Source organism: Aquimarina spinulae, assembly GCF_943373825.1.
Lineage (GTDB): Bacteria > Bacteroidota > Bacteroidia > Flavobacteriales > Flavobacteriaceae > Aquimarina > Aquimarina spinulae.
The window spans coordinates 2,974,230-2,989,068 of sequence record NZ_CALSBP010000002.1 but is presented as its reverse complement, the minus strand read 5'-3'; the positions used below and the strand labels follow the sequence as shown (position 1 = coordinate 2,989,068).

At 34.5% G+C, this 14,839-nt stretch carries 11 protein-coding genes; 3 read left to right on the top strand and 8 right to left on the bottom strand.

Annotation, left to right across the window (positions count from 1 at the left end):
* Window positions 1-140 precede the first annotated feature (140 nt).
* The 3 genes from NNH57_RS18625 to NNH57_RS18615 all read left to right on the top strand — a co-directional run bounded on the left by NNH57_RS18625 (window position 141) and on the right by NNH57_RS18615 (window position 7,811).
* The gene (locus NNH57_RS18625; RefSeq protein ID WP_234423379.1) at window positions 141-3,446 is read left to right on the top strand and encodes a GEVED domain-containing protein; all 3,306 of its coding nucleotides are present in this window, start codon (window positions 141-143) and stop codon (window positions 3,444-3,446) included.
* Between the two features lie 803 nt (window positions 3,447-4,249).
* Window positions 4,250-4,414, top strand: coding sequence for a hypothetical protein (locus NNH57_RS18620; protein ID WP_159099240.1), 165 nt, complete (start codon window positions 4,250-4,252; stop codon window positions 4,412-4,414).
* Window positions 4,415-4,595: 181 nt separating this feature from the next.
* A complete protein-coding gene (locus NNH57_RS18615) occupies window positions 4,596-7,811 on the top strand; it encodes a M14 family zinc carboxypeptidase (protein ID WP_108808082.1) in 3,216 nt (1,071 codons plus the stop codon).
* A gap of 440 nt (window positions 7,812-8,251) precedes the next feature.
* On the opposite strand, the gene NNH57_RS18610 is transcribed toward NNH57_RS18615, so the two are convergent.
* From NNH57_RS18610 to hemB, 8 genes are all read right to left on the bottom strand, one after another.
* Window positions 8,252-8,965, bottom strand: a complete 714-nt coding sequence (locus NNH57_RS18610; RefSeq protein ID WP_074405632.1) for a 3'-5' exonuclease — start codon at window positions 8,963-8,965, stop codon at window positions 8,252-8,254.
* Window positions 8,955-10,121, bottom strand: coding sequence for a serine hydrolase domain-containing protein (locus NNH57_RS18605; RefSeq protein ID WP_074405633.1), 1,167 nt, complete (start codon window positions 10,119-10,121; stop codon window positions 8,955-8,957). Before NNH57_RS18605 ends, NNH57_RS18610 begins: the two co-directional genes overlap by 11 nt.
* A gap of 217 nt (window positions 10,122-10,338) precedes the next feature.
* A complete protein-coding gene (locus NNH57_RS18600; protein WP_074405634.1) occupies window positions 10,339-10,815 on the bottom strand; it encodes a methylated-DNA--[protein]-cysteine S-methyltransferase in 477 nt (158 codons plus the stop codon).
* Complete coding sequence (locus NNH57_RS18595; RefSeq protein WP_108808083.1) at window positions 10,815-11,888, bottom strand: CNNM domain-containing protein; 1,074 nt, start codon at window positions 11,886-11,888, stop codon at window positions 10,815-10,817. Before NNH57_RS18595 ends, NNH57_RS18600 begins: the two co-directional genes overlap by 1 nt.
* 427 nt (window positions 11,889-12,315) lie before the next feature.
* Window positions 12,316-12,834: a DinB family protein gene (locus NNH57_RS18590; protein ID WP_234423380.1), complete on the bottom strand. Its 519-nt coding sequence runs from the start codon at window positions 12,832-12,834 to the stop codon at window positions 12,316-12,318.
* A complete protein-coding gene (locus NNH57_RS18585; RefSeq protein WP_074405636.1) occupies window positions 12,831-13,232 on the bottom strand; it encodes a c-type cytochrome in 402 nt (133 codons plus the stop codon). The genes NNH57_RS18590 and NNH57_RS18585 overlap by 4 nt, the downstream gene beginning before the upstream one ends.
* A gap of 41 nt (window positions 13,233-13,273) precedes the next feature.
* Entirely contained in the window at window positions 13,274-13,660 is a 387-nt protein-coding gene (locus tag NNH57_RS18580; protein WP_024769622.1) for a tellurite resistance TerB family protein, read from the bottom strand.
* Window positions 13,661-13,802: 142 nt separating this feature from the next.
* Window positions 13,803-14,777 (bottom strand): porphobilinogen synthase, encoded by a 975-nt coding sequence (hemB, locus tag NNH57_RS18575; RefSeq protein WP_074405637.1) that lies wholly within the window; start codon window positions 14,775-14,777, stop codon window positions 13,803-13,805.
* Between the last annotated feature and the right edge of the window lie 62 nt (window positions 14,778-14,839).

Genomic DNA, 14,839 nt, shown 5'->3' with positions numbered 1-14,839 from the left:
ATAGCCCTAATGTTTTATATAGCAATTTTCTTTCTCTTCATCGAAAAACTTTTTTTTATTGCGAATAATTTAAGAAATTCGAATGTTTTCTTTGAATTCTTCAAAAAAACAAAAACAAAACTAACTCAAACTCAATAACAATGAAAAAAAGCTACAAAAGCCTTATTTCGTTGAGGGGCTTTAATGGGCAAGTTTCACCAAAATTAAATATAGGTATTGTTTCTGCAATGCTATTTTTATCTGGTGGGCTTTTCGCTCAGAATCCTTCGCAAAAGGCTAAGATCGTTCAACAAAGTAATCTGGTAAAATTAAATCAATTACAGACCGAATCAGCAAGTAAAGCTGCATTACAAAAGAAAGAAGCTATAGCGGCTGCCAAAAGAAATGGATGGCAAGTTAAAATGACAAATGCCGACGGAAGCTTTTCTGAACTACAAAGATTGGCAAAAGATGGTACTCCTATTTATTACACTACATTTAATGTAGATGCTGCAAAGTCTACGCGAGCAAATCATTTAAACTCAGGAGGTTCTTTAGGCCTAAATCTAGACGGGCAAAATATGACTGCTTATGTCTGGGATGGTGGAGCAACAAGACCGACTCACCAGGAATTTGATGGTGCAGGAGGAAATAACAGGGTTGCTATTAATGATGGTGTTACAACACTTAATGGCAATAGTTTTCATGCCCAGCATGTTACCGGAACAATAGTTGCCTCTGGGGTACAGGCCAATGCAAAAGGAATGGCTTCTCAAGCAAAAGCTAAAACACATGATTGGAATAATGACGCTGCAGAAGCAACAACAGCGGCTGCAAATGGAATGTTATTATCTAATCATTCTTATGGCTTTAGAGCCAGTGCAGTTCCTGATCAATATTTTGGGGCCTATATAGATGAATCCAGAACATGGGATGAGATCATGTTTAATGCTCCATTCTACCTTATGGTAGTTGCCGCAGGAAATGACGGAAACGATAGTAGTTCTAATGCGCAACCATTAGATGGAAATTCTTCTTATGATAAATTAACAGGACACTCTACTTCAAAAAACAATCTTGTGGTTGCTAATGCTCAGGATGCCAATGTTAGTAATGATGGTACATTAAATAGTGTTACTATAAATAGTGGTAGTAGTGAAGGTCCAACCGATGATTATAGAATTAAACCAGACATTACTGGTAACGGTACTGGTGTCTATTCTACTTATGATAATAGTGATACTGCATACAATAGTATCTCTGGTACTTCAATGGCAGCACCTAATGTAACCGGTACGCTTTTACTACTACAACAGCATTACAATAGCAATAATGGAAACTTTATGAAAGCTGCAACCTTAAAAGGGTTAGCACTTCATACTGCTGATGACATAGGCCCATCTGGTCCTGATGCGGTACATGGATGGGGATTATTGAATGCCAAAGTTGCTGCCGAAGCTATTACTAATAAAGGAACTGCTTCAAAAATAGAAGAACTAACACTTACAAGTGGCCAAACGTATACTATAACTGTTGACTCAGATGGTAGTAGCCCATTAATGGCTTCTATTTCCTGGACAGATAGAGCAGGAACAGCTGTAACTGCAACAAATTCTAATACACCTGTATTAGTAAATGATTTAGATATTAGAGTTACAAAAGGTTCTACTACATCTAGCCCATACAAACTTACCAGTATTACTACAAATAGCACAGGAGACAATAATGTGGATCCATTTGAAAGAGTAGATATAGCTAATGCTTCTGGAACATATACTATTACAGTTACCCATAAAGGAACATTAACAGGAGGGAGCCAAAATTTCTCTCTTATTGTTACTGGGTTAACAGGAACTACTACACCTTGTACTGCTTCAGTACCTACCGGAGTATCTTCTTCGGCTGTAGGATCAGATACTGCTACTATAGGGTGGACCGCTGTAGCTAGTGCAACTTATGATGTAAGATACAGACAAACTGGAACAACAAACTGGACAACTTCTGCTGAAAACGGAACTTCTAAAGTAATTTCTGGATTAACCCCATCTACTACTTATGAAGTACAGGTAAGAAGTAAATGTGCCGATGGAACTACTTCTAATTATAGTGCTTCTGTAAACTTTACAACTACAGATGTACAACTTAACTACTGTGACTCTAATGGTCAAAGTGTAACAGACGAATATATTAGTAATGTAAAATTAGGAACCATCGATAAAACATCAACTGGAGCAAGTGGTGGATATAGTGATTTTACTGCTGAATCTACTAACCTTTCTAAAGGAAACTCTAACACCATTACCATTACTCCTACATGGACCGGAACCAAATATAATGAAGGATATAGTGTATGGATTGATTACAATCAAGATGGAGATTTTGCAGATACAGGAGAACAAGTATGGACCAATGCTGCGTCACAAACAACACCAGTAAGTGGTAACTTTACTGTACCTTCAAGTGCAAAAGACGGAAGTACAAGAATGAGAGTATCTATGAAATACAATGCAATACCAACTTCTTGTGAATCTTTCTCTTATGGTGAAGTAGAAGATTACACAGTAGTGATCGGAGGATCTACTGGTGGCGATACTCAAGCCCCTTCTGCTCCAACTGGATTAGCAGCTTCTAATGTGGCACAAACAACGCTTACCCTATCATGGAATGCTGCTACCGATAATGTTGGTGTAACTGGATATGATGTGTATCAAGGATCTACTAATCTTGGATCGGTAACTGCAACTACAAGAAATATTACTGGATTAACCGCTAATACAGCATACCAATTTACGGTAAAAGCTAAAGATGCTGCTGGAAACGAATCTGCAGCAAGTAATACTTTAAATGTAACCACTGCAGGAGCATCTGCTACGTATGATGTAAAACTGCGTATTACTTTTGATAACTACCCTGAAGAAACAAGCTGGGAGATTAAAGATAGTAACAACCAGGTAGTACATTCTGGAGGAACATATCCTTCTCAGCCTGATGGCTCTACTCTTAATATAACCAAAACCCTGGATGCAGGATGTTATACCTTAGTATTTAAAGATTCCTATGGTGATGGTATTTGCTGTAGCTTTGGTAATGGTTCTTACGAGCTAACCAACAGTGCTTCTGGTGCTGTGCTAGCTTCTGGTGGGTCATTTACTTCTGAAGATACTAAAAACTTCTGTGTAGGTAATACACAATTAAATAATATCAACAGTAATGATATTGCAACAACAGATTTGAAAAACTCTGAATTTGTAATTTCTCCTGTTCCTGCAAAAGACTTTATTATGATTCGAATGAACAATGCTAAGGATTCAAACTATAGAATCATTAATCACATTGGTCAGATGGTAAGAAATGGTAAAGTATCTGAAAACAAGGTAGAATTAAGTGGTTTACCAGATGGTATGTATTTCTTTTCGGTGATATCAAATGATGAAACACTAACCAAGAAGTTTATCATCAAGCAATAATATATAGATTTAATTTTTTTAAAGACCCCCGAAACATAATGTTTCGGGGGTCTTCTATTTGTAGCAATCATAAAATTGATCATATCATAGTAGCTTTTAAGATTACGAATTCAAAATAAAGAATACTTAATTATACACTTTTCTTTTACAAAAAAACACCTTAATACTATGCATACACAGTAGTTTAGTATAAAAAAACATGTTTTATTAAGATTAATCTATATATTCGCCCCTCAAAATAACTTCACACTCATTTTTACACATCATTTTTAATATTTAGGCTATACTCTAAAATATAATTTAGCAGAGATTTTTTTATCTGTTCACTAGTAATTATATTAAGGGAAATCGTCGGATTGATCCGTCTTGTACCGATATAATTCGAATGTGTTGGGGGACACAATAGAAGTATAATTACTGAACTCCCTCTCCTTTTACGGAGAGGGTTTTTTTATTAAAAATACCTCCCAAGACTTATTTCATCCTTTAATACACAACGCTAAACAATTCCCGTTTTCCTTTCAACAAAAAATAACTACCTCATTATCAATTATAAAAAAATCCAGAAACATGTTTTGAGCCATCTTAAACATATTTCTGGACATATAAAGATTGATTTTCGACCCCTTTTTAAGTAGTTTTCCAAATTATAAATCTAACACAAAAATCACATCTTTATCACTTTTAACTTCTCAAAAACAAACACTTACAACATAAAATATATAGTAATTATTGGGTATATCTGATTTATTAAAATTATATTTATAGTATATTAACCATACACAAACTCAAACTCTGTCATAATGAAAGATTATAACAAAAATGCTTTCCCTCAACTGGCATTTCGTTTTGCTTTTTTTCATCTATTACTACAAGGAAAAAAGAAAAAGGGGAAACTATCAAGAAAACAACTAATTCTTAGATCTAACAGTTCTCTAATCATCAAAAATTATCAAGGGAATTTCTAAAGACTATCTTGCTATACATGTAGGTAACACATATTCGGGTATCAAAAATTTTTCTACCTGCTCCTAAGAATTAATTACACTTTTTTCTACACTCTTAACAAATGCATATGAAGAATGCTTCATTATTCATTCTATATTTTTTATAGAAAATATTAAAAACTAACTCTTAAACACACAAACAATGAAAACAAACACTAATTCTTTAAAATCCCATATCTCATGGATATGCACTATTTTCTTTCTATGTAATATGCTTATATTACAAGCGCAAGAAAAATATTATCGTGTAATTTTTGATACAGATAAAGAACAATTAGAATCTCTACAAGTAAAAGGATTAGAGGTCGATCACTTTCATTATGAAAATGGAAAAGTTATTGCTGAAATTTCTCAAAGCGACCTTAAATTATTACGAAAAAATAACGTTAAATATAAAATCAAAATTCGTAATCTCTCGAAAAGGATTCCCAGAATAAATAAGCGAATAGATAGAAAAAATGCACGTAAGGCAAAAAATAGTATTCAGCAACAAGTACCCTCTCCCAGTAATTTTTCTTTAGGTAGTATGGGTGGGTATCATACTAATGACGAAGCAATAGCTGCATTGGATAAAATGAGACAACTTTACCCTCAACTCATCACGGCCAAATCATCTATAGGTACAACAGTACAAGGTAGGTCAATTTATATGGTCAAAATAAGTGACAATGCAGATACCGATGAAAACGAAGATGAAATGTTATATACTTCTATACACCATGCCAGAGAACCAATAGGGCTTTCACAAAATCTTTTTTATATGTGGTACCTGTTAGAGAATTATAATTCTGATCCTGAAATCAAAATATTGGTAGACAATACCGAATTATATTTTATACCTATTATTAATCCTGATGGATACATACACAATCAGCAAACCAATCCAAACGGAGGAGGATATTGGAGAAAAAACAGACGTAACAACGGAGGGTCATATGGTATAGATTTAAATCGTAACTATGGTTATCAATGGGCTGCACCAGGAGGGTCTTCTTCAAATCCAAGTAGTGATCAGTATCATGGTCCTTCAAAATTTTCGGAACCTGAAACCCAGGCAATGAGAGATTTTACAAATCAGCATAATTTTGTAGCTGCGCTTAATTATCACTCTTATAGTAATCTGTTGATTCATCCATGGGGATATAAGGCAAATACATTTACTCCTGACCAAAGTACGTTTGTAAAAATATGTACATACATGACAGAAGAAAATTCATATACATATGGTACTCCTAATCAAACAGTAGGATACACAGCGGGAGGAAGTTCTGATGATTGGATGTATGGAGAACAAAGTTCTAAACCCAAGGTTTTTGCTATGACCCCCGAAGTAGGATCTTCAAACGATGGGTTCTGGCCAGCTTCCAGTAGAATTATTCCTTTATGTAATGAGGTGTACCCTTTTAATATCAAGATATTAAGAATGGCAACCAAATATGCAAAAGTAACACCTAATAATGTAAATCAAACAATTACAAGTACATCGGGAACAGTAGCATATTCTATCAAACGTTTTAGCCTTAATCAAGCCAATTGGACAGTTAGTTTATCTTCAAATTCTTCGCATATAAGTTCTTTAGGACAACCAAAACAATATGGTAGTATCGAACTTTTAGGAACCGATAATGGTGCTATTGATTTTCAGTTAAAATCAACTACTCCAACAGGGACTCAAATTCCTATTACGCTTACTATAAATAATGGTACCTGGGAGTACACTACAGATGTTACCATAACGTATAATGGTGATTCTACTTCTTGTACAGCAACAGTACCTACGGGAGTATCTTCTTCGGCCGTGGGATCAGATACTGCTACTATAGGATGGACTGCTGTAGCCAGTGCAACCTATGACCTTCGCTACAGACAAACAGGAACAACCAACTGGACAACTTCTGCCGAAAACGGAACTTCTAAAGTAATTTCTGGATTAAACCCATCTACTACTTATGAAGTACAGGTAAGAAGTAAATGTGCCGATGGAACTACTTCTAATTATAGTGCTTCTGTAAGCTTTACAACTACTGATGGTGGTAATCCAACAAACTATTGTGCCTCTAATGGTCAAAGTACTTCTGATGAATATATAAGTAATGTAAAATTAGGAACCATCGATAAAACATCAACAGGAGCAAGTGGTGGATACAGTGATTTTACTGCTGAATCTACTAACCTTTCTAAAGGAAATGCTAACACCATTACCATTACTCCTACCTGGACCGGAACTAAATATAATGAAGGATACTCTGTATGGATTGATTATAATCAAGATGGAGATTTTGCCGATACAGGAGAACAAGTATGGACCAATGCAGCTTCACAAACAACTCCGGTAAGTGGTAACTTTACTGTACCTGCAACAGCAAAAGATGGAAACACCAGAATGAGAGTATCTATGAAATACAATGCAATACCAACTTCTTGTGAATCTTTCTCTTATGGTGAAGTAGAAGATTACACCGTGGCTATAGGTGGTGGATCAACAGGTGATACTCAAGCTCCTTCTGCTCCAGCAGGATTAGCAGCTTCTAATGTTGCTCAAACAACTCTTACCCTATCCTGGAATGCTGCTACTGATAATGTAGGTGTAACAGGATATGATGTATATCAGGGGGCTACTAACCTTGGATCGGTAACTGCAACTACAAGAAATATCACTGGATTAACCGCTAACACAGCATACCAATTTACGGTAAAAGCTAAAGATGCAGCAGGAAACGAATCTGCAGCAAGTAATACTTTAAATGTAACCACAGCAGGAGCATCTTCTACTTATGATGTAAAACTGCGTATTACTTTTGATAACTATCCCGAAGAAACAAGCTGGGAGATTAAAGATAGTAACAACCAGATAGTACATTCTGGAGGAACATATCCGTCTCAACCTGATGGTTCTACTCTTAATATAACCAAAACACTGGATGCAGGGTGTTATACGTTAGTATTTAAAGATTCGTATGGTGATGGGATTTGCTGTAGCTTTGGTAACGGTTCTTACGAACTAACCAACAGTGCGTCTGGTGCAGTACTAGCTTCTGGCGGATCATTTACTTCTGAAGATACTAAAAACTTCTGTGTAGGTAATGCTGCAATGCATAACTTTAATAGAGATGTGAAAACAGATTTAGAAAACTCTGACATTGTTATTCACCCAATTCCTGCAAAAGATTTCATTATAATCAAAATGAATAATTTTAATGGGTCTACATACAAAATCGTTAATAAAGCAGGTCAAACAGTAAGGCGCGGTAAAATGTCTGCAAACAAAATAGAATTAAACAATTTACCATCTGGAATGTATTTTGTATCGGTTAAATCAGATACTAAAACCATAACCAAAAAGCTTATTTTAAAATAGATAAAATCAAATATACTGTACAAAACCACCTTTTACAAGGTGGTTTTTTGTTTGCTATTTAGGAGTACCATCTATATCATAATTATATGTCTTAAGAATAACATAAGAAAAATTTTATCTCAAAAAAGGTTTGCACATATTAATAGAATCTGTATCTTAGATATATACTTCGTAAACACTCTTTTCACCACGTCATAATTAGAGAGAACAATAACATAAAAGATATGTTACTTTTTTATGTTTAAAATAATTCTGTAGGCCCCAGAAAGGTTAAAAAATTCAAACCCTGATTAAAATAAATGAGTTGTTACTCCTGTTTTCGGCTCGACTTTGTAAACGTTTCGTCAAAATTAGTAGTATTATGGAATAAGAAAGGACTCGTTTCCTTTCTTTTCCATATCAGAAAACAAATTGATTAAAAGGTTAAGTTTTTGTCAAAATCATACAGATATAACCTCGCCTTCATCTAATAATTCTTCTTGTCGCAACCGAAGTAAAATCTGAGCAACGGCAATTGTATCTTTCTCGCAATAAATGATGATACGATCAATATCCTGTTCTTCATAAAAAACTTGTCGTACCTGGCTTCCATCAATATCATCTTTTGGTGATGGAATACCTAAAATATTGGTAAGTAATTTTAGAGACGTATAGTGTTTATAGTCTCCAAATTTCCATAAATCCAAAGTATCTAAATGAGGTACTTCCCAGGGTTTTTTACCAAATAAATTCAATTTATAAGGTAATCCTATATTATGAATAATCATTCTACGAGCGATATAAGGAAAATCAAACTCTTTTCCATTATGGGCACAAAGCAAATGATGTGGTCTTCCAAAATGGGTTTCGATTAAGTTTTTAAAATCTACCAGTAGCTGTTCTTCTTCTCCATAAAAGGATGTGGTCCTAAAAGATCTCGTTTCACCTTTGAATGCAAAATACCCAACAGATATACATACTATTTTACCAAATTCGGCCCATATCCCTGCTCTTTCATAGAACTCCTCTGGAGAGAATTCTTCTTTACGTTGATATTTGGTTTTATCGGCCCACAAGTATTTTGTTTCTTCACTAAGGTTTTCAAAATGTTCGTGTTCGGGAACAGTTTCTATATCCAGAAACAAGATATGTTCTAGATTAAGTTTATGAAGCATTATTAAGCATTTTATAAGCTTCTTCAATAAAGACAAAGAAATCTTCTGTAAATGATTCTCCGGGTACAAACTGACCGCGATTATGCCCTAATCGTACAATCATAATATTATCCTCTGGGACACAAATTACATATTGTCCTAAAATACCTCGCATGGCAAAAATTTCCTTATCCAGATGATCAGACAACCAAAAACCATATCCATACATTTGTCCATCTTCAAATCTTGGTTTTGTTGCCAATTCTGTAAATTCTGCTGGTAGTATTTGTTCGCCTGCAAACATTCCTTTGTTTTTAAACAACATTCCAAAACGAGCAAAATCTCTGGCATTACTTGCAATACAGCAATATGCTTTTTCCATACCACTATCTTCACTATCTAATTGCCATATGGCTTCATGTTCCATCCCTAAAGGCTTCCAAAAACTCTCACTTAAATAGGTTGCAAGCTTTTTACCGGTAGCTTTTTCAATAACCATACCTAATAATTGAGTATTTCCGCTTAGGTATTCAAACCTTTGTCCTGGCTCCTCGACAACATCCAGTCCTAACATTACATCTCTGATATTGGGATCATAATAGGCTCTGGCTGTAATAGAAAACGGACTGGTATAATGTTCGGTCCAGTTTAAGCCAGAAGACATAGAAGAAAGATCTCCTACAGTAGTTTTTGCCGCAAGACCTTGCGAAAATTCGGGAAGAAAATCTCCAACTGGCTGATCCAGGTTTTTAATATACCCATCCATAATTGCTTTTCCCAGCATACCAGTTACCACACTTTTTGCCATAGAAAAAGAATTGGTTTTAGAATCAATCCCAAATCCTTCGGCATAGTTTTCATACCAAATACTATCATTCTTAATAATCATAAAGGCAACAGTGCCTAGTTCTTTATTAATAGCATTAAGTCTATCTGTGCTTTGCGTTTTATTATATTCTGGATGAGTAGCCCAGGCGAGAGTAGCATTTCCTTTTTCTATAGTACGATTATCAAAATACGAATAATCATCGATATATGCAGTGGTATGGCCTGTCATATAAACCACCCTAACTCCTTTTAGAATATAATCATAATCAAAAATGTACAGTAGTGCTACACAGAGTAAAATAATAGTAAGTAAGCTTTTAAAGAAAAATTTGAGTATCCGTTTTACCATTTCTATGTAAGTTTTGAGTTAATATGATAGTATTACAAACAAATAACTTGTTTAGCTAATGTATGAAAATTAATTGCAGATAAATAAAGGGTTTCAAAATTTGATGACTCCTATATTAATCATCACTATAATGACAAAAAAACAATAATACGATATCTCAGTTTCATTTTTTGAAACTGAAAATATTAAAATAAATAACTAAGCAATTTTTATGAAATTAAAATAACGATTGTTGTTTTACGGGGTTTTCATGATCGAGCAACCATTTTTTTCGCCATAACCCACCTGCATATCCGGTAAGTGACCCATCGCTACCAATAACCCGATGGCAAGGTACAATAATCCATAATGGATTTTTACCATTGGCACTTGCTGCAGCTCGTATTGTTTTTGGATCTCCAAGCTTCTTGGCAATATCAAGGTAGGATAGGGTTTTTCCAAAAGGAATTTTGAGTAATTCGGCCCAAACTTTTTTCTGAAAATCAGTTCCTGACGGATTCAAAGTAAGCTCAAAATCGGTACGTTGACCATCAAAATATTCTTTGAGCTGTAAGACTGCCTTTTGTAAATGTGAAGGAATAACTTTTGAAGGAGTATTAGTAGCCTCTTTGGTAACAGAAACGCTTGCAATACCATCTTCATCCCCTGATATAGTGGCGATCCCTAAAGGGGTTTCTACATATACCTCATCCATTATTCTTCTTTTTTGTCATCCAAAATCCCTAGTCGTTTTGCGCGGTTTTCCCAATTTTTTCGAGCTAGGATTTGCATATCAGTTTCGGTATCGCTTTCATCTACTATCTCCAAACCTAATAATGTCTCTATAACGTCTTCCATGGTTACCAGTCCATTTACAGAACCATACTCATCAACTACCAAAGCTAAATGATTTTTGGACTGAATCAGTTCATTAAACAAATCAGGTATTGGCAAATTTCTTGTCGTAAAAAGTATAGGTCTTTTTATTTCTCCAATCTTTTTATGCCCATTCTGATTTGCCATTTCTTTAAAAATATCATCCTTTAATACCTGACCGGTTATATTGTCTGCATTTTCTTTATAGACAGGTATTCTAGAAAAACGAAGATTTTGATTTTCATTAAAAAACTCTTCAAGTGTTGTATCTTCTGAAGCAATTTTCATTACTGTTCTGGGGGTCATCACATCTTTAGTAAAAACCTCTTTAAAAGATAATAGGTTTTTAATTACCTTAGACTCTGACTCTTCGAAAACACCTTCTTCATGGGCAATATCTGCCATAGCCGTAAAATCTTCTCTGCTTAATACAGATCCATGATGCCCTTTACCACCAATAAGTTTGGTCGTTAATTGTAATATCCAAAGTATACCTGTCCATTTCAATGGCCATATCAAAATTTTAAGAATTTTGGATGTAAAATTTGCCAGTTGTTTCCAATAGGTTGCTCCTATTGTTTTTGGAATAATCTCAGAAGCTACCAAAATTAATAACGTCATTATACTCGAAACAATAAAAACACCATTACCTTCATCTCCAAAAGCTTTTTTTGCCTCTACTCCGACCAAAATAGCTCCAACGGTATGTGCAATGGTATTGATTGTAAGAATTGCGATTAGTGGCTTATCAACATCTTTTTTTAATGTTTCAAGGCTACTGGCATATACTTTCCCTTCCTTTTTCTTGACATTAATAAAGGTTGGGGTTACACTAAGCAAAACCGCTTCTAGTATCGAACATAAAAACGAAAAGAAAATAGAAAGTACGGCGTAAATAATTAATAGAGTCATTGTGGTTTAAGTATGGTACTAAAGTACGGAATTTGAAATGTATTTTTAAATTAAAACTAATCTGTTGTGCATTTAGAAATTAATAGCATAAAAAAAACGTCAATTCGAGTGGTTTTTCAGAGTAGCCTCTCGACTTTAACCTATCCTGAGATAAGTCGAAGGGCTCGAGATGATATAAAAAAAATTGTACTTCGGCAAGCTCAGCAGGACTATTGAGAATAGCTTTTTTGATTCAAAATTCTATTCTCGATACACTTCTTCCTTTGGTCAAAGCACTCGAATTGACGAATTTCGAATTAAAAAACCTTAAATGCACAACGGGTTAAAACTACTACATAAATATTGCTTATACACCAAAATATTAACAGTAATCTAAAAAATATACTTATGCAATATAGATTCTGGCCTACACAAAAATGACAAATGCCTACCACCCCACATAACGTGGTGGTTCAATATCATTTAGATTAAGATAAACAATGAGCTGCCCACGATGATGAGTAACATGATCTTGTAATAGGTTAAGAATTTGAAGTTTTGATTTTCGCCCTGCAAAAAAATCAACCTCAAATTTCAGATCATCTTCATCGGTTTCCTGGATGCGAGTATATACTTTATCAAATGCTTTAGTGAGTAAAGCAATGATTTCTGTCTTGGTTTCTGGTAGGTTTTCTTTTAATTTCTCTCTGTCAAATTCTTCTGAAGAAAAATATGTGGTTCCTAACCAGAGCATATTTCCACGAATGTGAAATAATTGTTCTTTAAAACTCATTTCTCGTTCTGTTGGTTTAAATCCAAAATCATCTTCTGGCATCTGCTCTGCAATTTTTAAAAGATAATCTTTAGAGTTTTTCCACTTTTCGAGAAAAGCATTTTTTGGAGTGTCTTGCTGAGCCATAATTGTACCCGAAATCAAAAAAACAAGTACTAATAGTCTGTATATCATTCTGCTTTATTGGTCTTTACTTCGGTCATATACACTTCTACAGCTTTAAGCTCTTCTTCTGTAAATGTTTTGATAATCGCAAAATTGGTTTTCATTACTGTAAAGGTCTCTGGATCTACAATAGGATCTGCTTCTTGTTTTAAAAATGAAATCAGGTCTTTATTTTGATCTTTGTAAATCTTCATAATCTCAATGACTCCAGGGCCGATAGACTTTTTGTCAATCTTATGGCAAGTATAACATTTTCCTTTACCGTTAAATATCTTTTTCCCTAAATCATATGGAGAGAGTTTTTCTTTCTTGGTTCCTATATTAATGTTAGAGTTTTCCTTTTTTTCAGATTGGCAGCTTGCACATAACAAAACTGCTACCATGAGGAATAAGGTTATTTTTTGCATATAAATAATGGATAGTGTTACTAGTCTCTGGTTAGAAAAGACTACTTATATTTTTCTTTGATTTTCTCAATATCTTTTTTAAAACGTTCCAACAAATCTCTCGAGAAATTGGTAATCACTTTTTCTTCTTTTGGATCCATCCCTTCACTGGCATCTGCAATTTTGGCTAATGCATACATCATAAATTCATACTCTTCATCAGGACCATTATCAGAAAACACTTCGATTATCTTTTTATACAACGTTTCGACATCATTTTGATTCTCATTTTCGTAATCAAAAGACCACTTAATATCTTTTCCTTTTGGATGCCCTTTTAAAATATCTTCGAGCGTTTCGACTTCTTTTTTTTGTATCACCCCATCACTCATTGCAATTACATAGAGTAACTCTCCAAACGTCTGATATATCCTATCTCTGCTGACCATAAACTTATGATTTTATTAAATTCTATTGTTAAACTAAGATTTTTAGCATCACACTAATACATAAACTTTCTTAACTAAAAGATATTTATATCGATTTAATTATTGTCTTTTTATCATCGCAGATCTTAGCCGGGTTACAAAATTAACTCAAAAGCTTAACCACATCTTTAGCAAAATAACTGGCAATAATTTGTGCTCCTGCTCTTTTGAAAGCCATTATTTGTTCTAACATTACAGCATCATGATCTAGCCATCCTTTTTCTGCAGCTGCTTTTAACATCGCATACTCACCACTTACCTGGTATACAGCAACAGGTACATCTACCGCATCTCTAATGTCTCTTACCATATCAAGATAACACAATCCAGGTTTTACCATTACTATATCTGCTCCCTCTTCGATATCCATGAGCGTTTCTTTGATTGCTTCGTCACGATTAGCAAAGTCCATCTGGTATGTTTTTTTATCTCCAAATCCCGGAGCAGAATCCAAAGCATCTCTAAAGGGTCCATAAAAAGCAGAAGCATACTTGGCACTATAGCTCATGATACCAGTGTTTTTATAGTTTTCTTTTTCGAGCAGTTCCCGCATACTTAAGATTCGCCCATCCATCATATCACTTGGTGCTACAAAATCAGCCCCTGCCTGCGCATGTGATAATGACATTTCTGCCAAAACTTTACAGGTTTCATCATTAATGATCTCCCCACCTTCTACAATACCATCATGGCCATATGAAGAATATGGATCTAGCGCTACATCGGTCATCACTAACATTTCGGGAGCAGCTTCTTTAACAACTTTTATTGCGCGTTGCATCAATCCATTAGAATTTAATGCCTCTGTACCCTTATTATCCTTAAGATGATCGGGGACTTTTACAAAAAGTAGTACGGATTTTAACCCCAATGACCATAGCTCTTTAACTTCGTTACCAAGCAAATCTAAGCTATATCTATAATAATCAGGCATAGAAGATATTTCTTCTTTTACACCTTTTCCTTCCACAATAAAAAGGGGAACCAAAAAATCATGGGGAGTTATTATGTTTTCTCTTACCAAAGAACGAATAGCATCATTTGTCCTTAGTCTTCTGTTTCTACGTATTTGTTGCATTCTTAACTGTAAAAATTTAATCCTGTAAAGATACTCATATATCTATTACTAACCGATCATTA